General features: G+C 38.0%; 18 protein-coding genes. 4 read left to right on the top strand and 14 right to left on the bottom strand.

The features are described 5' to 3' along the window. Positions 1-95 precede the first annotated feature (95 nt). On the top strand, positions 96-890 hold the full coding sequence (locus tag BUB48_RS06800) for a methyl-accepting chemotaxis protein (protein ID WP_073025500.1): 795 nt from the start codon (positions 96-98) through the stop codon (positions 888-890). A 17-nt stretch (positions 891-907) separates the two neighbouring features. Here the strand turns inward: BUB48_RS06800 and BUB48_RS06795 are convergent, their stop codons facing one another. The 5 genes from BUB48_RS06795 to BUB48_RS06775 all read right to left on the bottom strand — a co-directional run bounded on the left by BUB48_RS06795 (position 908) and on the right by BUB48_RS06775 (position 8,235). Then, a complete protein-coding gene (locus tag BUB48_RS06795) occupies positions 908-3,925 on the bottom strand; it encodes an efflux RND transporter permease subunit (protein WP_084524408.1) in 3,018 nt (1,005 codons plus the stop codon). A 16-nt stretch (positions 3,926-3,941) separates the two neighbouring features. Further along, the gene (locus BUB48_RS06790; RefSeq protein ID WP_073025499.1) at positions 3,942-5,150 is read right to left on the bottom strand and encodes an efflux RND transporter periplasmic adaptor subunit; all 1,209 of its coding nucleotides are present in this window, start codon (positions 5,148-5,150) and stop codon (positions 3,942-3,944) included. A 171-nt stretch (positions 5,151-5,321) separates the two neighbouring features. After that, the gene (locus BUB48_RS06785) at positions 5,322-5,924 is read right to left on the bottom strand and encodes a TetR/AcrR family transcriptional regulator (RefSeq protein ID WP_073025498.1); all 603 of its coding nucleotides are present in this window, start codon (positions 5,922-5,924) and stop codon (positions 5,322-5,324) included. Positions 5,925-6,005: 81 nt separating this feature from the next. Beyond that, the gene (locus BUB48_RS06780; RefSeq protein WP_073025497.1) at positions 6,006-7,241 is read right to left on the bottom strand and encodes a BaiN/RdsA family NAD(P)/FAD-dependent oxidoreductase; all 1,236 of its coding nucleotides are present in this window, start codon (positions 7,239-7,241) and stop codon (positions 6,006-6,008) included. Between the two features lie 34 nt (positions 7,242-7,275). Continuing rightward, a complete protein-coding gene (locus BUB48_RS06775) occupies positions 7,276-8,235 on the bottom strand; it encodes a GTP pyrophosphokinase (RefSeq protein ID WP_073025496.1) in 960 nt (319 codons plus the stop codon). A gap of 356 nt (positions 8,236-8,591) precedes the next feature. Here BUB48_RS06775 and BUB48_RS06770 point away from each other — a divergent pair, with 356 nt between their 5' ends. Together BUB48_RS06770 and BUB48_RS06765 are read left to right on the top strand one after the other, a co-directional pair. Next, positions 8,592-9,800 carry a M15 family metallopeptidase gene (locus BUB48_RS06770; RefSeq protein ID WP_073025495.1) on the top strand — a complete coding sequence of 403 codons (1,209 nt, stop codon included), beginning with the start codon at positions 8,592-8,594 and terminating at the stop codon, positions 9,798-9,800. A 25-nt stretch (positions 9,801-9,825) separates the two neighbouring features. Next, on the top strand, positions 9,826-11,145 hold the full coding sequence (locus tag BUB48_RS06765; protein ID WP_073025494.1) for a D-serine ammonia-lyase: 1,320 nt from the start codon (positions 9,826-9,828) through the stop codon (positions 11,143-11,145). A gap of 186 nt (positions 11,146-11,331) precedes the next feature. Here the strand turns inward: BUB48_RS06765 and BUB48_RS06760 are convergent, their stop codons facing one another. From BUB48_RS06760 to BUB48_RS06715, 9 genes are all read right to left on the bottom strand, one after another. Beyond that, positions 11,332-13,185, bottom strand: coding sequence for a methyl-accepting chemotaxis protein (locus tag BUB48_RS06760; RefSeq protein WP_073025493.1), 1,854 nt, complete (start codon positions 13,183-13,185; stop codon positions 11,332-11,334). 434 nt (positions 13,186-13,619) lie between these two features. After that, positions 13,620-15,470, bottom strand: a complete 1,851-nt coding sequence (locus tag BUB48_RS18510; RefSeq protein ID WP_073025492.1) for an S-layer homology domain-containing protein — start codon at positions 15,468-15,470, stop codon at positions 13,620-13,622. Positions 15,471-15,515: 45 nt separating this feature from the next. Further along, the gene (locus tag BUB48_RS06750) at positions 15,516-15,875 is read right to left on the bottom strand and encodes a hypothetical protein (RefSeq protein ID WP_073025491.1); all 360 of its coding nucleotides are present in this window, start codon (positions 15,873-15,875) and stop codon (positions 15,516-15,518) included. A 681-nt stretch (positions 15,876-16,556) separates the two neighbouring features. Further along, complete coding sequence (locus BUB48_RS06740) at positions 16,557-17,330, bottom strand: HAD-IIA family hydrolase (RefSeq protein WP_073025489.1); 774 nt, start codon at positions 17,328-17,330, stop codon at positions 16,557-16,559. A gap of 73 nt (positions 17,331-17,403) precedes the next feature. After that, positions 17,404-19,017, bottom strand: coding sequence for a putative manganese-dependent inorganic diphosphatase (locus BUB48_RS06735; protein ID WP_073025488.1), 1,614 nt, complete (start codon positions 19,015-19,017; stop codon positions 17,404-17,406). Between the two features lie 296 nt (positions 19,018-19,313). Next, complete coding sequence (locus tag BUB48_RS06730; protein WP_073025487.1) at positions 19,314-22,547, bottom strand: DEAD/DEAH box helicase; 3,234 nt, start codon at positions 22,545-22,547, stop codon at positions 19,314-19,316. A gap of 114 nt (positions 22,548-22,661) precedes the next feature. Beyond that, entirely contained in the window at positions 22,662-23,012 is a 351-nt protein-coding gene (locus tag BUB48_RS06725) for a GIY-YIG nuclease family protein (protein WP_073025486.1), read from the bottom strand. Beyond that, the gene (locus BUB48_RS06720; RefSeq protein WP_073025485.1) at positions 23,012-23,308 is read right to left on the bottom strand and encodes a DUF2087 domain-containing protein; all 297 of its coding nucleotides are present in this window, start codon (positions 23,306-23,308) and stop codon (positions 23,012-23,014) included. Before BUB48_RS06720 ends, BUB48_RS06725 begins: the two co-directional genes overlap by 1 nt. 3 nt (positions 23,309-23,311) lie before the next feature. After that, positions 23,312-23,791, bottom strand: coding sequence for a DUF6530 family protein (locus tag BUB48_RS06715; protein ID WP_073025484.1), 480 nt, complete (start codon positions 23,789-23,791; stop codon positions 23,312-23,314). A 252-nt stretch (positions 23,792-24,043) separates the two neighbouring features. Here BUB48_RS06715 and BUB48_RS06710 point away from each other — a divergent pair, with 252 nt between their 5' ends. Next, positions 24,044-25,357: an APC family permease gene (locus tag BUB48_RS06710; RefSeq protein WP_073025483.1), complete on the top strand. Its 1,314-nt coding sequence runs from the start codon at positions 24,044-24,046 to the stop codon at positions 25,355-25,357. Positions 25,358-25,457: the final 100 nt, after the last annotated feature.

Below are 25,457 nucleotides of genomic sequence, written 5' to 3'. Positions count from 1 at the left end.
AAAATTATTTTGTATACGTATTATTTTGGTTCTGTTTATGATATTATATAGTCAAGATGCAAAATCTACATTTTGATAATAAAGGGGGTATATGGTTGAATATTGCGGTAGTTGGCGCCGGGACAGGTGGATCTAAAATCATAAAAACCCTTTCTAGCATATCCGATGTAAAAGTTACCATAATAATAGATAAAAACATGGATGCACCGGGTATAGCTCTGGCTAAAGAGATGGGTATTAAATACAGTGATTCCTTAGATGATATAGAAAAAGAGGCACCTGATTTGATTATAGAAGCTACTGGAATACCTGCAGTATCTGATGAATTGACAAAATCATATAAGAACATATGTGAAATCATAAATTACAAAGGTGCAAAGTTATTTATGTCTTTAGTAGAAAAAAATAACCATACATTGAGCAGACTTAATTACCAGATTGCAGCTGTTAAAGAGGCTTCATCCATAGTCCAGACATACCTTAACCAAATAAACAACAGCATCGATAATGTTCATGAAGTAAGCAACAGACTTTTAGAAATTGCTAATAATTCCAACAACCATATAATTGAAAGCGACAAAATACTCCAATATGTCAATAAAATAGCTAAACAAATAAAAATACTAGGAATTAACGCTAACATAGAATCTGCTCGTGCAGGTGAACAGGGAAAAGGTTTTTCAATTGTAGCAAAAGAAGTTCAGAATTTGGCAGACAATAGTGAAATAAGCGCAAAAGAGATAAACAAGATTCTTTTTATGCTTTCGGAAGAGATATCCAAAATCACTGATCAATTGGACAGCCTCAAGAATTATTCAATGATTCAGGTGGAAGCTTCTAAAAAAGCAACAAAAGCTGTAGAAGATCTATTGGAAAAAGCGCAAGTCTAATTGAAAAAAAGAACAGCCTAAGCTGTTCTTTTTTCAAACAAACTGTAAACCACCGGTATAACCACCATTGTAAGCAGTGTTGACACCATGAGGCCGCTCATCAGCGATACTGCCATAGGTACCATGAGACTGCTGCCACCCAGTGCCAATGGTATTAGGCCTATTACTGTTGTTGTAGTTGTAAGCATTATAGGTCTAAATCTCTTATCCACCGCATCAACACAAGATACATTTACATCCTTTCCTTCTGCCCTCTCTGCATTGATGAAGTCAATGAGCAATATGGCATTGTTAACAACTATTCCCGCCAGGCTTACTACACCTAGAAGGGCTGTAAAGGACAGAGGTTGCCTGAATATCGCCAAACCTAATATGGAACCTATAACAGAAAGAGGTATGGTCACAAGTATTATAAAAGGTTGTAAAAAGGACCTGAACTGAAATAACAGTATGATATATACAAGTATTACGGCAAATATCATTGATACTCCCAAATCTCCAAAATACTGTACTATCTTTTCCCTCTCTCCATCAAATACTATTGAAACATCGCCCATATCTGTTTCTTTCAGCTTCTCCTCCAATTTTCGCTCTATGTCCACCGGATTATATCCGGTTTTTACATCGCTGTATACCATGACAGTCATATCTCTGTCGTATTTTTTTACTTGTGGATACATGTGTTCAACGCTTATGGGAGCTACTGACTTAAGAAGAGCTTTAGTATTTGTTACAGAAGATTTTATCATGAAATTCTCCAAGTCTTCCTTTGAGCTTATATTTCCTTCCACCCTCACATTGTATTCATTTCCATGTTGTCTAAGCTTGGTGGCCACCCTGCCCATCAATGCAATATTAACTTCATTTTGCACATCATAGGCACTGAGACCACAATATGCCGCCATTGCAGGATCCAAATCCACATTATATTCATATATTCTGTCTGAATGATCGTCATCAATATTCATGGTTCCTGGTATATCCTCAAGCATTGACTTAATTTGCTCAGCTGAATGAACCAATGTATCCATATCATCACCTGAAATCCTTACAATTACGGGCGCTGTTGTAGGCTCAGCTAACTCCAGCATCTTAACCGCCGCAGTTCCTCCTGCAATTCTCTTGTCCAACTCAAGTTGCAAATGATCCGCAAACTCTGAGTTGGATTTAAACCTTTCTGTCTTTTTCAAATCCAGCTTAATCAAAATCTGTGCATAATCCTTAGAAGGCGTGCTTATAGGTATGGCATTATAAAACTTAGGAAGCCCATCTCCTATGGCTCCTGTATAAAATACTACTTCAGGTTGCTCTTTCAGAACTTTAAACACATTTTCAGTTATCTCTTCTGTTCTATCTAAATCATTGCTTTTCTCACTGTCTATATTTATATACATCATATCCTTGTCTGCATAAGGGAAAAACTGAAGCCCCAACTGCAAAGCTATATATAGAGAAAGAGCAAAAACTCCTATAGATACAGCAATTGTCACCTTTCTAAATCTTAAAGCCTTGCTCAATAGGTTCATAAACATCTTTCTCAAGGAAAAACTTTTGACCTTTCCTCTTCCCGGCTTAAAGAAAATATAGGCCAAGGATGGTGTTACAAATAAAGCTGTTATATATGAAAAGCTCAGTGATAACATTACAATCTGGGGTACGCTTATGACGTATTCTCCGGCTACAGAATCCAACATCAACAAGGGTATAAAAGCAGCTACAGTAGTTAGAGTAGAACTAAATACAGGTACTGCAACTTCCTTTACACCGTCAATGCAAGCTTGGAGCCTGTCATCTCCCCTGTCAAGTCTCACTTGGATGGCATCGCTTATAACTATCGCATTATCCACCAGCATCCCAAGGGCTATTATGAGGGCTGATATGGATATCTGATGGAGCTTGATGCCTGTCAAATACATGGCTATAAAAGTTGCCATGATGGAAAGGGGAATTGCAGTAGAAACAACTATGGCGTTATTAAGACTCATGCCTAGAAACACAACAATTATCACAAAAATCATACCCTCTAAGAGATTCCTAATGAAATTGCTGGTGGACTTAGATACATCTTCAGGTTGGAAAAGTACCTTATCCAGAGTTACATCCTCAGGCAGATTATCTTCTAACTCTTGTAAAGTTTTTTCTACTTTCTTGCCTATATTCACTATGTTTTTATCCTTGACAAAATATCCTGTCAAAAGAACAGCATTCTGTCCATTATGCTTTATCTTATAACTGGAATCCTCAAGACCCATTTCTACATTCGCTATATCCTTTAGCCTTACAGAAGCTCCGCTATCCTGTGACACATATACAACAGTGTTCATTATATCTTCCATGGTCTCATATTGGCTGGATATTTTAACATTGATGGAACTTCCTTCTATGGCACCGGAAGGTATCTCCACATTTGAAGCTTGAATGATGTTTACAACATCCTGCAATGAAAGCATATATTGATTCAGCTTTCCGATATCAACTCTAACTTTAATTTCCTTTTGCTGTGATCCGTTTATATCAAATTTTGATATACCTTCAATCTTCATCAATTCATTTTTTAAATCTTCCGCAAAAAACTCCAGTTCTTCATAGCTGTAATTGCCTCCTGTCAGGCTTATTATGATTCCCGCTGTATCCGCCAAATCTGTCTTTATGTTTATCTTGCTGCAATCTTCAGGAAGCTCGCTTTGAAGATCGTCCATTTTTTCACGTAGCACTCTCCAAGATTCCTCTATATCTGCTCCATTCCTCAATCGTAAAATAACTATGCTTGCACTGTCCCTGGAGTAGGATTGGGAATATTCATATCCTTCAATTTCCACCAGCTTATCTTCTATTTTTTTTGTAACCAGCTTCTCAACAATTTCCGGTGAAGCTCCGGGATATGTGGTTGTCAACATGGCAAAAGGTGGGGTAATATCAGGATCCTCCTGCTTTGGGATTGCAAAATAGCTATAGAGTCCAAATATCATTACCACTACTGCCAATACAAGGGTTATCTTTCTATTTCTCAGTGCGGCGGTAATAGCCTTCATCATAATATCTCCCCCCTTGTCATTGGATAATCTCTAACGAATCTCCATGTTTTATATTCTTAAAGCCTTCAACTATAAGCTTTTCTCCCTTGTTGAGTCCCCAAACTTCAACCATGTCTCCTCTTACACTTCCCATACTTATCTCTCTTTTCTCAGCTACTCCGTCCTTAAATACGTACACATAGTCATAATCGCCTCTTAATACTGTGTTGAGGGGTATCATAATGGAGTAATACTCCTCGGTGGCTATGTTGATTTTAACGATGGCTCCCGCAGGCAACTGTTCATCATCTACAACGGCTTCTGCATTGTATGTCTGGGTCTCACTATCCTTTATTCTAGAGATATTCTTGACAGTTCCCTCATATTTCTTACCATTATGTTCCACCATGATATTATGGCCTATATCCACTTTAGTCACGTCTTCTTCGGTAAGTCCAAAGCTTACGATGTTTTTCTTGCTTCCAAGGACTAACAGAGGGTATCCGGCAGAAATCATCTCTCCCTCTTCATATAATATCTCCATCACATATCCGTCCATATCCGATTTCAAAGTTGCATCAGCCACTGCACTTTCCTTATATTTGAGATCTGCCTCTGCCTGCTCCAACTGGGATTTTAAGGCCAGTTTATCCTCTTCCCTGGCTCCTTTTTCTATTTGCTGCAACAAAGTTTTTGCGCTTATGTATTCCTGTTCTCTTATGGTTACCTCAAGTTCTGCCGCATCCAAATCCTGTTTTGATATGCCGCCTCCCTCATATAGCTTCTTTGCCTTTTCCAAGCTGTCTTTGGCAAATTCATAGGCTTTCTGAGCTTTAATCACATTGGAAGCTGCCAAATCCAAGTCTTCTTCTGTGGCACCGTTAACCGCTTTCATATATTGGGCTTCAGCTCCAGCCTTTGCAGCCTGAGATCCTTCCAATGCTATATTTAATTCCTTTGTATCCAATATAGCCAAAGTGTCTCCCTTTTTTATTTCCTGACCCTTATCCACTTTTATGGAAGCTATTTTACCCGATGTCTTAAAGCCTATCTTTTTCATTTCCTCCGGTTGCACAATTCCTATATATTGAAGCTCTTTTGTAATAAGTCTTTCTTCTATGTCAGTAACTTTGACAGGCTTTTTAATTTCCTCTGCTACCTCTTCCTGAACCTTAGCTTTGCATCCCGTCAGAGTGACCGTAATTATAATCATTGACAAGAACACTAAAATACTTTTATTCTTCATTCAGATAACCTCCAGTTTACAGGATACTTTTGAAAACTTCATCAGTTATTTAAACGTATGTTTTAAACTTCTGTTTTAATAATAGCATGGTGAGTCCTGCTGATCAATAAAAGTGAAAAAAAGCCTTTCGAAATGACCACAAAGAATGATACTGTATATGAAGCTTCTAAATCAGGCCAGAACAGCATCAATAAGCAGCTTCATATATTCCTCCAAATCGTCTTTGCTGCTGAAATTTAATGTTAGAGGACTATCGGAAAAGTTTTCTTCTACAAGCCTGTTAATGACAGGTCCCAAGATTCCTGAAAAAAGCTGCAGATATTTCAGCTTCAGCAATTTTTTGCTCTCCGATTTTAATATGGTGCCTATAATTTGCTGCATCATATCTTGCAGTTCCTTGTTAAGATATATTTTATCAATCAATACAGGGGTATAATTCTTATCATCCAGAGAAAGCTTTACTATAAGGCTTATGAGAGCAGGATATTGGGAAATAAACTCTGACATAGTTTTAGCCCATTCCAGCAGCTTATCATAAGGAGACAATTCGGTAGATGTAAAAATGCTATATAATACATTGTACAAGGCCATGGAGTAATGCATTTCCACTTCCTTAAGAAGATTCTCCTTACTGCCAAAATAGTAGTTAATGGAGGCCACATTGACCCCTGCTGCTTCCGCAAGCTCTCTTATAGTCACATCGCCCCTTGACCCTACCATGTCAATTGCATATTGCATTATTTTGCTTTTTGTATCAAGTTCCATATCGTTCATGACAATACCCTCATTCATCTCATTATTCATTTGCTTTTTAAATTGAGTTTCACAAAACCTAAAACATTACTATGACAAATATCATTTAGAAGATGCGCTTAACCCTGCTATATATCCACTGGACCAAGCCCATTGAAGGTTGAAACCACCACAATCTCCGTCAATGTCAATTATTTCTCCTGCGAAGTACAGACCAGGTGCAATCTTGGATTCCATGGTTTCCGGGTTTATATGAGATACATCTACACCTCCCGCTGTTACCTGAGCCTCACTCCAGGATTGGGTACCGGAAACACTCATTACCCACCTCTTCATCTTATTGGCTATGGCTTTCATGTCATCTTCAGTTACATACCTGCAAGGCATATGGAGATCAGATATACCTGCCTCTTTAAGCAAAACATTTATAAATCTCTTGTTTATTAAACCAACAAAACTAAAATCAAAGGGTTTATCTTCCCTTAAATAAGTTCTCCTCTCCAGCAAATCCTCTAGCTCTTCGAAACTCATGTCAGGAAACAAATCCAGTGCTATATTTACCCTTTTACCCATTCTTAAATGTTCTCCTGCAATTCTGCTCAACTGCATCACAGGAGGTCCTGATAAACCGTAATCAGTAAACAGTATTTCTCCGCTTTCCTTTCTGAGCACTTTACCATCTACTTCAATAGCTGCTTCCCCGTCTATCTTTGCACCGGAGAGGGATTTTAAAAAAGGTGCATCCAACTTTAGTTTAACCAACGAAGGAAAAGGTTCGATTATCTTATGTCCGAAGGCCTTTGCCAATTCATAACCACTTCCATTGGCCCCCAAACTGGGGTTTGCCTTTCCTCCGGTAGTCAGTATGACTTTATCAACCCACATGCTGTCTCTATCCTTAACATTTATCTTAAAGCCTTTTTTTCCATATGAAACAGATTCTACCCGAGCATCACATATCTCTTTGACTCCAAGGCGCTCCATCTCAAACCTGAGCACATCCAATACTGATGAGGCTTGACCTGACGCAGGGAAAACCTTGCCTTCGCCTTCCACAACACAGTGAATGCCCAAATCCTCAAAAAAATCCATAGCAGACCTTTGGTCAAACTTCTTCAAGGCAGAAATTGCAAAATTTACATTGCTACCATGAAAGCTTCGTATATTCATATTAATATTTGTAAGATTGCATCTGCCATTGCCTGTTGCCAACAGTTTCTTCCCCACCCTGGGCAGTTGTTCCAACACTAAAACTTCCGCTCCATTTCTTGCGGCTACTATGGAGGCAAGCATTCCTGCTGCTCCGCCGCCAACTACAGCTATCTTCAACTCTCTCATCACCCATTTATCAATAATTATTGCTATTATTATATCAAACTCTTACCTTTCCTGTTATATCTTTGCTCTTCTGATAATCTTCTATTAAGGAAGGATTATCCTCAAGAATCATTTCCACCAGTTGCTGAACTATGTTTACATGGTCTGACTTTATGGATATGTTTTCAATATATTTATTTATGTCTTCAGGTTTATCCATACCTGCAATTTTTAGAAAATTAAACAATATATCCGCCCTGCCCATTGTTATCTCTTCATCCTGCTTACCGAAAAGCTCCTGTATCCTGTTATATATGAAGGCCGCCAATTCAAAATGGTTTGAAAAGGGCACCGACTGCTTGCTTACCCTTTCATTAAATGCTTTTTGCAACCGTTTTAGTGCGATTTCTCCTGATAATATGAGTCCGTTAAGCTCATCCAATATTTCATATTCATCGGTGGAAAGTTTGCCGCTCAAAGGTTTATATACCAAGTCGTGCTCCACCTCTGCCCATGCATGCATAAGAACAGTTGCTATCTGTATCTCAATCAATGCATCCCAGTGATTCTTCATATCATCTCCATAATGCTCTGGCTTTAATCTTACCCTATAGTGAGTTGCATGATATCCGGAAAAAACCTTTTTGTATATGCCTGAGCCGCCGTTTGGCTCCTGATCCTGTGGAAATTCCTTGACTTCTACAACTTCGAATGTGGATTTAATAAACTTCTCAACCTCCTCCTTATCCCCTGGGAAATATATGGCTATTCTTACTCCCGCCAAATCAACAATATCCTCCAGGATTTCCTGAACATTCTTATATTTATGTTTTTCATTTCTTTTTATCAATTTATCCTTAAGTTTATCAGGTCTTTTGGCTCTATATGTAACAATAGCCCTAATACCTGCTGTTTCCAACTCATTTTCACATATATTTGCACATAGTTTTGAAGCTCTTTCATAGTAATCTATATCCCTAATATATTGCTCCAGAAATTTAGCTAAAACTTCCATATACACACCTCACTAAAATAATGTGTCCTTTATAATTACTCTCAAAATATATTATAGCATTATTACCATTAAGATGATATCAAGCTTTCCATTGACATGATCATTAAAGTTACCTTAAACTAGAATATATGGGATAAGCTTAAATATAGAAGTATGCATTAATGATTTACATCTTCTGCTGAATTTAATATCAAAAAAAGTAAAGATTCGGCACCAACCTGATTAGCAATTTTATAATTCAGAGGGTTCCTGAACTTCTCTTCATTGAGAATTGGTTCAAATCCATGATGGGAAGCTAACCCTTAAGTTATTTATTTTCCCTATGAACTACACAAAAATAAAAGGCGGGTTTAAACATGAAGAATAAAAAATCTAAAAACTTAATATTAATTGGGGTATTCATTGTGCTAGTCCTCTCATTTTCATTTGTAATTGCAGCTCAGAATAAAGACATATCATTGCTGTCCATATTTAAAAGCAATAGTTACAAAATTAAGCTTGGAGATGAAACCAAAAAGCTTGAGAAAAAAGATAACGTGATTTACTTAGGTGTAAACGATCTAAAGACTATGCTGATGAAACACTATGGTTCATCAGACATATATGTGGATTTAATTGATAATAAACCTGATGAAAATGGAATCATCTCCCTTATAGTAGATGAAGAAAGCAGCAATCCTGTTTATAGCTTAGGACAAGTATTTTTTATCAATAACAATGGTTGGTCAGTTAATAAAATTCAGCTTTCTATAGATGACACCAAATACTTACATTTAATAGACAATAATTCATACGTAAATGCTTTGGTTGGCCTCTCTCCGGATATCCATTCAAGGCTAATAAACAGGGATCATACCATTCCTGAAAACTTTAACGACGGCAATATTGTAGCTTTAAAAGGTGTACAAGCCATATTAAGCAGCAAAGGCATGAAGCTGGATAAGGTCACCCTTGAAAATTTAAAAGTCATGCTTGATAAAGCAGCAGAAGATGGGATTAAAGGCTTTGTACTAAACAGCACATATAGATCCTATCAGGAGCAGAAAAGTTTATTTGACTACAGATATAACGAGAGGAAGAACAGCGGAGTAGCAGATCCCTACGAAGAAGCTTCCAAGGTGGTTGCATACCCTGGCACCAGTGAACATCAGACAGGTATGGCATTAGATATACTAAGCACAAAATATCCTAAGGGCAGCACATTTCATAATTCCGAGGAATATGCATGGCTGATGGAAAACTGCTGGGATTATGGTTTCATACCAAGATATCCGGAAGAAAAGGTAGAGAAAACAAGAATAAGCTTTGAACCTTGGCATTACAGATACATTGGCAAACCATTGTCTCTTTATGCCAAAGCGAAAGGATATTGTCTTGAGGAGGTTGTAGAAAGCCTGCAAAATAATAGACTTACAAACTTTAAAGCTTCTAACGAAGAAGAATATGTTTTCCTTTTACTGAAAAAGGACCAAAACTTCATGGTGGAAAGCGGACTCAATGTGGATTTCTCATATTTGGAACTTACGGCAGAAGACAATTTGTTAGTTGTAAAACTGGGTGCCTAAATATTATTTGAGGAGGGCTGCAATCATGAGTTATGCTGATCATCCCCTTATGGAAAAGGTAAAAGAAGCTAAAGAAGTCCTATGGTTAAATCCTCAATATGAATCTGCTGATGTTCATAAGATTGCAGATTTAACAATTGAGAACATTATTGAAGCAGAGGAAAGGCTTAAACGTTTTGCGCCTTATATAGAGGCAACATTTCCTGAAACTAAGGAAACCAAGGGTATAATTGAATCTCCTTTAAAGGAAATAGGCAAAATGAAAAGCCTGATGGAAAAAAACTCGAATTGTCCCATTAAAGGCAACTTGTTATTGAAATGCGACAGTCATCTGCCCATATCCGGCTCTATTAAGGCCAGAGGCGGCATATATGAAGTTTTGAAGCATGCAGAGGATTTGGCCCTTTCAGAAGGTTTGCTGTCATATGAAAGCGATTATAGCATATTGAAGGAAGACAGATTTAAAGAGTTTTTCTCTCGCTACAAGATTGCTGTTGGGTCTACAGGCAATCTTGGATTAAGTATAGGAATAATGAGCGCAGCTCTGGGATTCAAGGTTTACGTCCATATGTCGGCTGATGCAAGACAATGGAAAAAGGATCTGCTGAGACGAAAAGGAGTTAACGTCATAGAGTATGAATCAGATTATAGCAAAGCAGTTGAAGAAGGCAGAATGCAATCTAATATGGATCCTTTAAGCTATTTTGTGGATGATGAAAACTCCAAAGCCTTGTTTATGGGGTATTCCGTAGCCGCATTGAGGTTGGCTAATCAGCTTAAAGACATGGGAATTGAGGTAGATGAGGATCATCCACTGTTTGTCTATCTCCCATGTGGAGTAGGAGGAGGGCCTGGTGGCGTAACCTTCGGATTAAAGCAGATCTATGGCCCCAATGTACACTGTTTCTTTGCAGAACCTACCCATGCTCCCTGCATGTTGTTAGGGATGATGACCGGACTCCACGATAAAATATCGGTTCAAGACATCGGTTTGGACAATATAACTGAAGCCGACGGTCTTGCAGTGGGAAGGCCATCCGGCTTTGTTGGAAAAATCATGGAAGCTATTTTAAGCGGAATATTTACCATAGAGGATAATAAACTTTATAAATATCTCTCCATGCTTGCAGATTCGGAAAATATTTTCATAGAACCTTCTGCTGCTGCAGGCTTTGACGGACCGGCATGGCTTATGTCAAGCCCTGAAGGCAAAGAATATATAGATTCTATGAATCTGCACAGCAAGATGGATAATGCTTGTCATATTGTATGGGCTACCGGAGGAAGCATGGTGCCTGATACCATAATGATGAGCTACTACCACAAAGGAAAGAGCATACGATAAAGAAATAGAAAGGCTTCCTTCAAAAGCGTTTCTATAACAATCAAGGTAGAGCCTTTCTTGAAATGATTTTAACTGAAAGTATAAATTAAGAATTTATACTTTCTAAACATTATAAATAAAAATAACGGAGTCTTCATTTACTCCGTTATTTTTATTTGTATTATCAACGTTTTTTTCAGTCATAATTTACAATCTGAACCCTGCCACATTACTCTGTAACTCTTCAGCCAGCTTTGATAGTTCCTTAGCCATATTGGCTATCTCCTCCATGGCAGCTGTCTGTTCTTCCGAAGCTGCGCTTATTTCTTCGCTTGAAGCAGCAGTTTCCTCAGCAATGGATGCTATGCTTTCTATGGATTCATTCATGCTTCTGCTGCCTTCAGCTACCTGCTGCACTGACGCGCTCAACTCTTGTATCTGACTTGTAATGTTGTTTATATGGTTAAATATGTTTTCAAAGGAGTTTCCTGCTCTGTTAACAGCTTCTACTCCATCAGAAACTTCATTTGTAACGGCACTCATTATATCTATTACCTTATTGGTTTCATTTTGAATGTTTCCTATGAGGTTTGCAATCTGTACCGCCGATGATGAGGATTCTTCTGCCAGTTTTCTCACCTCATCGGCCACCACCGCGAAGCCTTTCCCCGCTTCACCCGCTCTTGCTGCTTCAATGGCTGCATTTAATGCCAATAGATTCGTTTGGCCTGCTATTTCCTTAATAACTTCTACAATTTCACCTATTTTGCTGGATTCATTGCCCAATGCCTTCACGCTTTCAGAAGATTCTTCCGTAACCTTTTGGATGTATTGTATTTTCTCTACAGCTTTCTTTGCTTCATTTAGCCCATTGTTTGCCTCTTTTATAATATTTGTGCTTGCCATTGCGGCAGAATTAGCATTTTCGGCAACCTGTTGTATGCTTTCGGCAATCTGGTTCACCATCCCGCTTGCCTGTGATGCATCTTCCGCTTGTTTTCCAGCTCCTGAAGCCAGCTGATTTATGGTTGAAGCCACTTCTTCTGCTGCTGTTGTGGTCTGCTGAGACGAAAATGATAGCTGCTGGCTTGATACCGCCACTTTTTCAGAGGCCTGGAGAACATTGCTTATAACCGCATGCAGGCTGTTTATCATAGCATTGAATGAATCAGCCAGATCTCGTATTTCATCATTGCTCTTCACATCGACAGACTCTATTGTCAAATTGCCTTCTGCAATATTCCTTGCTATATGGGCCATCTGAGCAATAGGCTTGCCAATCATGCGGGACATGGTCAATGATATGAAGAATCCTATAAGTATGCTTAATGCAATAATAGCAGTTGTAACAAATCTTGTTTCTTTATATAATTTGTTGCATTCCTCATAAGCCTCTAAAGCTAATTGATTTTTTGATTCAATTAGAGCATCCACCTCTTTTCCTATACTGTTTGATAGGAGACGATTTGCCTTTGCCTGTACTTCTGCATATGCAACGAGGTTTTTGTTAGCTGATTGTATCAATACATCTTCATTGGTTTTCAGTTCACTCCAGAATTTTTCTATTTCAGCGATTCTCTTCTTTCCCTCTTCACTGGTCTCAATTTCTTTATAGGCTGCCAAGCTTGACTCAAATCTATCCATCATTGATTTTATACTGTTTGAATATGTATACCTCTCATCAGAGTGTGTTGCCATTATGATATTATATCGGTCTTCTCCCATAGACATCAAGCTGACCTGGGCATCCTTTATGTACTGAATACCTTTAAGTTGTATTTCATATAAATCATTTAACTGATTTTTTAGCTTTTCAATATTGTAAACACTATTTACGCCTGAAATAAAAATCAGTACATTCAAGATAACAAAAGCATATACAAGCTTCCTCCTTATGGTCATTTTTCTCCCTTGTTTTGCTTTAAAACCCTTTTGTCTTGGGAGCCTTTCCTTAATAGCCTTAATGGGATTAACAGGCCTTTCACTCCTGAAATTGATTTTCAAAGGTTTCAGTTTCATTTGTCTCTTCTTGGCAACTTTTTTACTAAATATCCTCCTCATATATAATCCTCCTTTGTTGCACAGATTGTTGCATAAATATTGTTTATATTCTGCATTTGCTAATTTTTATACATATCCATCTACTTCGACATTTTTCCTATTTTTCCTTTTTTATATATTAAAATATAACAAAAAAGGTTGCTTCATAGGTTTTGTTACTCAGGAATCCTTCATTATCTTATTTTTCCAATAAAAGTCACCTCTCATCATATAGTCAGAAAACAATACAATAGTTGTGGATAAACTTGATGAGGAAGAGTTGGGAAATTAATTTTTACCACTTCCCCATATCTCTCATATAATACTATCCCTTCATTTTAAGTGATTTCATAAAAAAACATACAAAAAGGATGATACAGCTAATTGAACATAGCTACATCATCCTTTCTTAATTCCAGTCACCAACCGAGTTTTCAAAGGTTGATTTTACCTGCCTATCTCATAAGCAGATTATATAGCACTTGGGCCATTTCCCCTCTGGTAGTCATACCATTGGGGTTGAGTCTGCCTTCGTTTCCTCTCATGATTCCCACTTCCACAAGATGCTTCATGGCCTCATAGGTCCATGGTGCAACACTGTTTGCATCATCAAAGGATGATATGTATCTGCTGTCAGTCCTTTCCGGCAATCTTCCTATGGCTTTCAGTCCATTGTACAGCAGAGTTGCCATTTCTTGATGAGTAATTTCTTTTTCCGGCCCGAACATGTTATTTCCAATACCTCTGGCTATGTTTAACCGTTTTGCCGTTGCAAGATAGCCGGTGTAATAGGTATCTCCTACGTCCTCAAAATTGTCTTTAATGTCTATATCAGGAGCTATTCCATATGCCTTCATGAGCATTACCATGAATTGCCCTCGGGTCAGATTTGCTCCGGCATTGAAGTTGCCGTCTCCCGTGCCTGTACTTATCCTCCTTGTGGATATAAAAGTGACAGCCTTGCTGTACCATGCATTTTCTGCCACATCCTTGAAGTTTACCTTGTTGTAGCCTACAGCATACAGGGAGAAATGCTTTGTGGTAAAGCCAATTCTTCCTGTTACCGGGTCATAGATGCTGTTGCTTATCACATCTAATTCTCCTGAGGCATTGGGGGCCTTTTCCACTTTGAGCACAATCCTCATTATGGTGCCTTCTGTACTTCCATCTGCCTTACATATAAGTGCAGGTATTCCCACCAGCTCAGTATCACCCTTGAGTTCTCCTTTCACTGTATAGGTAAAACTGGGCAATCTTTCCCCAGCGGTCATGGTCATATCATTAGCCTTGACGGTCACCGAACGCTTTTGGATACTGAAGAAGTAGCTTTGGCTGCCTGTATAATGTATGTCATCTCCCTCCGGTATGGAGATAGTCAGCAAATATTCTCCTGCATCGGTAGGAGCCGTTGGTGATGAATAGCCTCCACCATCTGTGGATTGGTACAGCACCGTAAAGTTTTCTATATTTATCGACGAACCATCGGAGACTAGATTGAATACCGGTGTTCCCTTATAGCCATAGGATTTACCGTTATATACTCCTCCTGTCATGGTTATACCGGAAATGTTCACCGGCTGCTTGTTTGTAGTTTCCACTTCAGCCCTTGTAATGTCCCTCTTAGTCAGGTACAGGCTTCCATTGCCGGACTGCCCGGGTAGATTACGGAGAATTGGAAGCTTGTCTTTCTCAAAAATCCAGGCTATGCTGCTATCCCAGACATCTACTTCCCAATTGCCGGCTACACGTCCGGTGGTTGAATTACCGCTGCCGTTGACAACACCATCGGCATAGCAACACTGCACTGTACCGCTTGTTTTTCCCCCCAGGCCGCCGACATAATTTTTACCATATATGTTCACACTGGTTAAACTTACATTTTTTACCGTTCTACCATCGATACATCCGAACAAACCCATGTAATCATACCAGGGACGGTTAACCTTCAATCCGGTTATACTTTTGTTGTTGCCATCAAAGTGACCCTTGAATGGCTTACTACTCGTTCCAATGGGCATCCAACCCTCACCTGTGCTATAAGCGGAAAGGTCTATGTCATTTCCCAACTTCAAATAAACTGTAGCACTGCTATCATTGAGTATAAAGCTTTCCAGCCTACCCATATTGACCAAGTTGGCAATCTCAGAGAGTTGGGCCCCTGTGGTGATTACAAGAGGGTCCCTCTGGGAGGCGGAGCCCGCCATAAACAACATCATTTTCTTTTCTTTTGGAATGTATACCGTTATGCGAGGAAGTTCCACATCATCAGCAAGAATACAACTCTCTCCTACCTTTGCGGTAAACACATAAATCCCTGATTCGGGATTGTCTGGGTCATAATCATGGTCAGCTTACCAGGTTACGGATATATCCGTAGTCCTGCCTTTCACAGTACCCTTCACTGTTTCGGGAAGTATTGGGTTTCTGGTATTTTGCCAGCGGATATCATCCACAAGCTCTTCAAAAACTGTGATAATTCCCTTTGGATCATCACCAGAACCATCAACAGCATATACCGCATCTGCAACTGTGTTTTCCGGAGACAATTCTCCAACGGTTATGCCCTCGCCATTTTCAGCAGTTGCAATCTGGTAGCTTTCTGAGGCCTCCTCCATTGCATATGCGGTTATAAGCCCCGTGGTTACGATACTGAAAATGATTGTAAAAGCTAAAAATAAAGACAAAATTTCATAATCTTTTTTCTTTTTCATTTTGATCCCTCTTCCTCTTTAATCATTTGTTTCCTTTAAAATACAAATGGATATTTTATTTCACAGGTATAATAGTATCTTGAATGATTTTATCCATTTGTTGAATTTAAGTTCCTAATGCATATTATTACATTTATTCCCTTATAAGTAAAAATAACCAAAATTATATCTTTCCCACAACCTGTTGACATTTGTAGAGTAGGTCAGTGAAAAAATTAATTTTTTTCCCATATTCTTCTTCCTTCAGCATTCATCAAACCACAAGGTTTTGTAAGCCATTTCTGTAAATCATTTGCCGAATTTCTTAAATGTGAGCATGCCGTCTTTTATTCTGCCTTTTATGGTTATATCATAATGTAATCTTCTTAATGATATACCAACCTATCTTGTTCAGATATTTTCCAGCATTCTTCAATCCATAGTAATTCCTCATTCCAATTATCTTTCGATTGAGAACCTTTACCATCAGCTGTACATCCGGTGGCAAATTTGTCCTATTGTTGAATACGATTTAATAATATCACCTATCTTTTGCATAGCTTTCTTAGATGGAAACTGATGCGTCTCTTGGAATATTAGCCCCTTATGTACTTTCACCGATAAATGTGGTCCAGCTTTGCTGGACGCACGCAAAAATAAAGAGACCATATATGGTCTCTTCGTTTCTACATCTTTACAGCTTTAACCTAATATATCTCCTACTCCTTGCAATATATATTTAGGTCTGTATGCAAACTCGTAGGGTGTATTTTCATTGCTGACTCCGCTCAGCACCAATACGGTATCAATTTCTGCCTCTATACCGGATATTATGTCCGTATCCATCCTGTCTCCTATTATAACCGTATCTTCGCTTTTGCAGCCTAAGAGCTTTAGGCCCGTTCTCATCATAAGAGGATTAGGTTTTCCGACAAAATAAGCATGCTTCCCTGTTGCCATTTCAATGGGGGAAATAAGAGCTCGAGTTGCTGGAATTATTCCATCTTCTGAAGGACCTGTCATATCATAATTTGTTCCAATAAGCCTTGCTCCGTTATTCACCAGCTTCACAGCTCTTAATAGACTGTCGTAGTTGTAGCTTCTTGTTTCACCTACCACTACATAATCAGGATTTACATCATTTATGGTTATATCTACATTATATAATGCATTGTAAAGCCCCGCATCACCTATTACATATACACTGCAACCCGGTGCCTGAGTTTTCAAAAAATACGCAGTTGCCAGTGCACTTGTATAAAAATGCTTCTCATCAACATATATATCTAACCTTTCCAGCTTCTGCTTCAACTCCCTTGGAGTTTTTGAAGCATTGTTTGTGAGAAAAAGAAACTCTTTATTTTCAGCTTTTAGCCACTCTACAAACTCCTTTGCTCCCGGAAGAAGAGAATCTCCATGATATATAACACCATCCATATCACATATGAAACCCTTCTTGTTTCTTATTTCTTCCATAAACGTCACCTCCTAGTCACGCCTTATTTATTATTATACTCTTTTATGCAGAAATGTAATGGATAGAAATTCACTATTTCAACATTCTCATAGCCTCAGCAATCCTAGGTATAACCTGTTTCTTCCTTGATACCAAATCCTTTACAAACACTCCTTGACATGCTTCTACATTAAAGGATAATGTTATAATACTTGAGTTTGAGCTCCTAAATAAGAGATAGGAACCTTCCTTTATTATATCAGTAATCAATAGAAGGGTAAGATAATATTCTTTATCTGTGTAAACCTTATCAATAAAATTAATAAATTCCTCCTTGCGGCTGAATACACTATCAATATCCAGAGTAAACACTTGCCCTATACCTACTCTTCCCATTTCCATATGGAAATCCTTAAAATCCCTGTAGAATATCTCTCCTATGCTATAGCCTTCCAAAGAAGTCCCTGCCCTGAACATATTCATGGAATAGGACTCTAAATCCAACCTCACAATTTCATTTAATTCATCTGCTGCTTTCCTGTCCATATTTGTTGTTGTCGGTGACTTAAAAAGCAATGTATCCGATATGATTCCCGATAGCATCAATCCAGCTATATCATAGGGAATTTCTATTCCAATTTCCCTGAACATATTATAAACTATGGTGCAGGTGCTTCCTACAGGCATATTTCTGAAACTTATGGGCATTGATGTAGATATATCTCCTATCTTATGGTGATCAACTATTTCCAATATTTCCGCTTCATGTAAGCCTTCAACACTCTGATCATATTCATTATGGTCTACCAATATAACCTTCTTTTTATTTGGGGTCATTATATGTTTTCTTCCTATGAACCCCAAAAAAAGCTGATTTTCATCAACTACAGGAAAGTACCTGTAGTTCGTATGGATCATTTCTTCTTGTATGTCTTCCAGATATTCTTTTTCATAAAATTTTATTATATTTTTAGACTTCATTATGGATTCTACAGTGTTGCACTGACATATTAGCTTAGACACAGTATATGTATCCATTGGAACCTTTACTATTCCTATTGATTTAGCACTAGCCTCATCTATATATTTTTGAGGTATCTTCTTATTGCCAGTGATCAAGATTAGCTGTACATCCGCTCTTATAGCTTGTTCAATAACCGCATACCGATCCCCGACTATTATTATGTCTCCTTTTTGAATAATTCCTCTTAGGGACTCTTCATATAAAGCCAGCACCCTAATTCTTCCCTTTACTCTATCATTACCCTTGGACAGAATCTCACCATCCAAATCCTTTACTATATTATCCAAATAGGTGTCAAGGCTATAAAAGTCACCTTTTATTAGACCCATGGCAATATCCTTCATTGTAATTATACCTAACAAATGATTATGTTCATCAACTATGGGAAGGGTTTTTATATTGTTTTCATCCATTATTCTATATGCTTGTCGGATTGATGTATTTAGGGGTATGGGCTCTATTCTCTCATAATCCAAATCCATCACTTGAGTCTTTACATTATTGATAAGTTGAGGTTCCGGTATATTAAAATAACTCAATACAAATTTTGATTCATTGTTTAACTCTCCCAGTACACCCGGCATGGTATCATAGCCTGTCCCATTTTTTAAGTAAGATAAGGCAATGGCTGAAGCCACCGAGTCCGTATCCGGGTTCTTGTGTCCAAAAACAAATGTATCCATATCTATCTCCCACTCTCACTCTATGTAATATACATTCAGCCCCATAGGCATAATTATTTTATATTATACCTTTATATATGGAAATTGTCATGTATACAAAATATATTAATAATATAATATCTGACTCCTAAGTTGAGCTTCCATAAGCAAAATTCCACCATGAAGCATCTCTGTTTTTTCTCTTAATTGAAACTATACTATATTGATACCTTATTATGTTACCAGAATAGCTGCTACATTTCTTACGGCATTATTTCCTGCTTTTCTATCAATACAATATTTCTTATACCATTTACCTATAGAGTGAACAGATCCATTATTTCCTGCTGGTTCATCTTAGTAATCATTGTTTCCCCAGGCTGAATCACCGCTTCTATCATTTCTTTTTTCTTCTGCTGCAGTTCATATACCTTTTCTTCTATGGTTCCACGAGTAATAAGCTTTATAACCTGAACAACATTTTTCTGTCCGATTCTGTAAGCTCTGTCTGTGGCTTGGTCCTCCACAGCAGGGTTCCACCAAGGATCATAATGAATAACCATGTCTGCTCCTGTAAGATTAAGCCCTGTCCCTCCGGCTTTCAGTGATATGAGGAAAACCTTTCCTTGGCCTTTGTTGAAAGATTGCACCATTCTTTCCCTAAGCTCCGGCTTTGTGGTTCCATCCAAATGAAAATGATCTATCTTCTCTTTCTCCAGATAACTCTTAATGATATGCAGCATGGAAGCAAATTGGGAAAATAGCAGAATCCTGTGCCCACTTTCTAAAGCGGTTCCAATCAATTCTTCCAACATCTCCAACTTTCCGCTTCCTCCTCTATAACCATCAATAAAAAGCCCTGGATGACAGCATATCTGCCTTAACCTTGTTAGGGCCGCCAGTATTTTTATCTGACTTTTTTCAAAGCCAACACTGTCTATTTCCTTGGATATCTCCCCTCTGGCCTGTTGTAGATATGCCAAATAGATTTTCTTCTGCTCCTCCGTCAACTCTGAAATCATATTGCTTTCTATCTTCTCCGGCAGTTCTTTCAGCACATCCTTCTTCATTCTTCTCAGTATAAAAGGACTGATTTGCTTATTCAGTTCTTTCAATGCTTTTTCATCTTTTTCTCTTACTATAGGCTTCTCATACTTATTTACAAACTTGTTGTGGGATAGCAGATAGCCAGGCATTATAAAATCAAATATGGACCACAGTTCCGTCAACGAGTTTTCAATAGGTGTTCCGGTCAGTGCGAAGAAAACTTTTGCCTTTATGCTTTTCACAGACTTAGCGTTTATAGAGTCAGGATTCTTGATATGCTGGGCTTCATCCAAAAAACAATAAGAAAACTCCATATCCCTGTATAAATCTATATCTCTCCGGATGAGAGGATATGAGGTAACAATGATATCAGCGCTGTCTGCATCCTTCAAAAGCTTCAGCCTGTCTTTAGGTGAACCTGTTACGACAGTAACCCTCATATATGGTACAAACTTTTCCCCCTCTGCCTTCCAGTTATATATGAGAGAAGTAGGAGCTACAACAAGTACAGGTTTATGGTTTTGATTTTTCTCCGATGCCATAAATGCCAAAGCCTCCAAAGTCTTGCCCAATCCCATGTCGTCTGCCAGAATTCCACCCATACCATAAACCGCAAGGGTTTTAAGCCACCTGTACCCCACTTTTTGGTAATCCCTGAGCACCCCTTCCAGATCTCTTGGAATTTGGAAATCCATATCCTTAGGCTCCAGGATATTCTGCACCATTTGCTTGAAAGGCATATTCCTCTCCACATTTGTCAAATTGGCTTCACGAAGCTTTTTATCTAAGTATAAAGCTCTATATTTGGACAATTCCAAAGTTTCATTTCTGAGCTCACTGCCTGATATATGAAGATGCTCTATTAATTCTGATATTTCTATAATCTCGGAAGATTCAAGAGGCACAAAGGAGCCGTCTTTTAATCGATGATATTTCTTTTTTTCTTTTATGGAATTGAACAAATCTTCCAGCTCATCCCTATCTACGCCCTCAAAACTAAATGAAAACTCAAGCAAATCCCATTTCTCATTGAGCCTTACACGCCCTGAAAAGGAACGGGGGTCCTTTATGGTCATCCTTTTAAAGGCATCTGAATAGTACACCTCTGACAACTGTTGCAGTTCAGGAAGTATATCCTTTAAAAAGTAAAATATCTTCTCTTCTTCTTCAAGATAGACTTTATCTTTCATTATTTTGAATTCTGCCTTTTCCAGAAGTCCAATTATTGTTCTTTCCTTTTCCACATCCCTTATGAGTATCCTGCCATTTGACGAAATGTCTTTTCTTAAAATAAATGGGTCTATTGTATCCTCTCCATAGCAAAACTCCACTCTTGCTGAAATTCCTTTATCCAGCTTGTCAAAATATACTTTGGATAACAATTCCTGCTGATAGAAATTCTTCTCCAGCTTCGGATCTATAGAGACTTCTCCCGCATTTCTCAAATAGGGCAGAACTTCTGAAATGAATCTTTCCTTCTCATTTGAAGAAAATATTAATTCCTCTTTTTGTTTTACTATCATGTATTTAAAAAATGGAATAAATGACTGCCTCTGCTTTTCAGAAGGTTTATATATGTTTCCTTCATGGAAAAAATACTCTCCTCCACGAGTAAGAGGATATAATAACCCTTTTATATCCATTTCTAATGCCAGATTATCACCCTTGGCATTAAGCCTAAATTTAACAGGAATATCATCCTCAATTATCTTAACACTCTTCATCTCCCTATCAGCAAACCTAAATGTAAAGGGTTTAGTCTTCAGTATATCAAAAAGTCTCATCAAGATGGCATCGGATATATAAAGCTTTTTTCCTTTAAAGCTGCTGACATTGTTATATGAATAGGGATTTATAGCGATAGCCGCTTGCTCATTTTCATAGAGCTCTATTGCTAATTTGATAATTGCATTATCTGCTTCTGAAAAGCAATGCTCCCTAGGATTAAATGTAAAGTTTTTGCCAAAGGTTATTACTTTTCTCCGGTAGATTCTCTCAATAAAATCCTTGATATTTTTGACAACATATAATCTGTCTTCTCCTATTCGAAGTTCCATTGAAATAAAATTTCTTTTGAAACCATGTCCTATTTCCAAAATAACTTCCAACTTTATTTCTCTCAATGGTAACGAAGCATGTATAGATTCAAAGAAATCGAATATCTCCTTATTTGAAATATTACTTTTCTCATCTATTTTTTTACCTTTGCCAAAGCTATTCTGAGCTGCTTTAAGAACAGCTACTATGTGCTTGCATATCCCTTGATACTCATCAAATGCAGGGCAATCACAATGGCACTCACCTAAACTGCCGTCATATAAAAACTCAATTGTCACCCTGTATTCTTCATTTCCCAGCACATCAGCCTGAAGAACCATTTCTTCCTCATCAAAATATAAATTTTTCACCATGCCTCTTTGATAGTAATTAACACCTCTTGCATAAACACTAAAATTAGAGACATTTTGTAATATTTCTTCATCGACTATATTCAATCTATACATATTAGACTCCTTTGGAAAGATATGATAATGTGTTTGTTATAGCCATCTCGATACTTTAATACAACATACCCAAATTTACTTCTTTGATAATGATCATCTATCAAACCTTCTTTCCTATTTCCTATATAGCTCCATGCCTTCATTAATCAGTTTCTCTTCCCAAATCATATGCAACAACACCAACTCATCCTTATAATCCGTCTTGGTTTCATCCTTGTCATACTCAAGATGTTCAAGTATCTCAACAACAAAATTCTCTTGACCGTATTCATTCCATTCCTTCTGCAATTCCCTGCAAGGATGCATATTAGCTCCCAACCTAACTTTAGTGCCGTTCATCACACCTCTCAAGTCAGGAGTTGCCTGAATATAGCATTTGTTATTTGCTTTGCATCGTATCATAAATATACCCATATCAGGCTTCATCTGTTTATACCATTCCTTAAGCTCCTTCTTTCTGTCCATCAGTTTTCACCTTCTTCATCCTTGGATGTAACCCAATATTCTGCTCCGTTAGGGGTTCTCCCCATATACTTATAATCAATGAGGGACCTTCTCAGTAAAAAATAATCATTGAAGGTATGCCATTTATTTATTATCTCATTGACCTCCTTTTCATTATAGATTCTGTCCCTTTCAAATTTATCGGCCAAGTAGCCTACTACAGCTATCTTAGTCTTGCTGGCTGCAGGCCACTGCTTTATTTTACCCTCCTGATCCAAAAATTGTGAAATATTTACTTTTTTCTTTTCATCAGTCATTAACTAATACCCCATCTCTTTCAATATTCTCGATAAAGTGAACAACCTCTCGCTTATGAGTTCATCATCATTGCTCAATGCCTGACTGAAGAGCTTAATATCTTCATCAATCTTCTCGTTGTCTGTGCATACAGCCACCGTCATGGCATCTCCCTGGAGTCCAACCCTGTCTATTACAGGGTTTTCCTGATCATATAACTTCTCATAGCGATAAGCTTCCCTGAAATACAGCTTTGCTCTGCAAACGAGTATTGCTAAATCTAATACTCTATGCAAGGGCAATTCTTCAGACTGTCTTGACCATTTCTCACCAGTGTATCTCCATACCTTGGCCGAAATATCTACCTTTCCTCTGTCGTTCCACTGGGCCAATCCCAATGACAAGCCCTTGGCATCTGTGTTATATGCATATCTTCCATCTACATTTTCATAGTTTTCTGATACTATGACAGGTTTATGCTTCAAGTTTGTTGGTATCTTCATAATTTCTACCTCCAAATACTAACCTAATTACTGTTCTATTCATGTATTTATTTACTAAATTACTAATATAGTATATTAGTAATTTTACCAGATGTCAATATAGAATGAATTCTTCAAAAGCTAAAAATAAAACTGTAATTTTCTCCTACAATTGGAGCATTGCATATGTTGCATCTTCACAACTAATACTAATCATATAATGTTTAAAATTTTAATTATTGCAGGCATAATCCTTGCGTAGGAGATGAAACAATGGAAGAAAACCTAAAGAAATCAGTAACATTTATGGAGGCAATAGCATTAGTAGTGGGCATGATAATAGGCTCCGGCATATTTCTCAAACCTGGAATTGTGTTCAGCAATGCAGGCTCACCAATGATGGGAGTGCTGGCCTGGATTGCCGGAGGTGTTATAACATTAGCTTCAGCCCTTACAGTGGGAGAAGTTGCATCCTCCATTCCAAAGACAGGAGGCCTATATGTTTATCTTGAAGAATTATACGGAGAAGTATGGGGATTCATGTTGGGCTGGGTCCAGACAGTAATATCCTATCCCGCTTCAGGGGCAGCATTGGCAATAGCCTTTGCCACTTACTCCGCATTCTTTATACCCATGACTGAATTTCAGCAGAAATTATTGGCAATTGCTATATTGGTATTTGTGATAATAATGAACATAATATCCACAAAATACGGTGGAATTATTCAAGTCATATCAACTATAGGAAAGCTCATTCCCATTGCAGGGATTGTCATTTTTGGTTTGATAAAGGGGACAGCCCATGATTTCCGATCTATACCTGTAATAACAGAAGGAGTCGGTTTTGGAGCTGCAATACTGGGCACCTTGTGGGCCTATGACGGTTGGCTGGGTGTTACAAACATGGCAGGAGAGCTTAAAAACCCTGCAAAAGAAATGCCTAGAGCCATAGTTTTGGGAGTTTCAACGGTTACATTAATATATGCCTTGATGAACATCGCAATGCTCAATGTAATGCCAATAGAAAAAATCGCTGCATCAACCAGACCTGTATCTGATATTGCCATTGAGATATTCGGAAACGCAGGCGCTTCATTGATAACGGCAGGTATTATGATATCTGTATTTGGTGCCATGAACGGCTATATAATGACAGGCGCTCGTGTGCCCCTTGCCATGGGAGAAAGAAAACAGCTTCCCTGCTCAGATTTTCTGGCAAAGATACATGAAAGCTTCGGGACCCCTGCCAACGCCCTTATAATTGAGGGTATTATAGCTATAGCTTATATTTTTTCAGGAACCTTCAACACTCTGACGGATTTGCTGGTATTTGTTCTTTGGATATTCTTTGTAATGGGTGTATTTAGCATATTCATATTGAGAAAAAGGGTGCCTGTAGACAGAAGGCCCTATAAAGTACCTCTCTATCCCATAACTCCTATTGTGGGAATACTGGGAGGAATCTATATCATATACAGCACCATAATATCTGAGCCATTAAACTCAATAATCGGGATATGTATAGCTTTGGTGGGCCTTCCTGTATTTTATTATTTAAAGAGAAAAAATCGAGTAGGAGGTAGGTGATTATTTCACCTACCGACCTCTCACACCACCGTACGTACCGTTCGGTATACGGCGGTTCAATAGAATTTATTGTACTAGCATATACCTTTTATAGATACTT

The sequence above is a fragment of the Lutispora thermophila DSM 19022 genome (assembly GCF_900142105.1).
In the GTDB taxonomy this organism is placed as follows: Bacteria; Bacillota; Clostridia; order Lutisporales; family Lutisporaceae; genus Lutispora; species Lutispora thermophila.
This window is presented reverse-complemented; position numbering and strand designations above follow the sequence as displayed.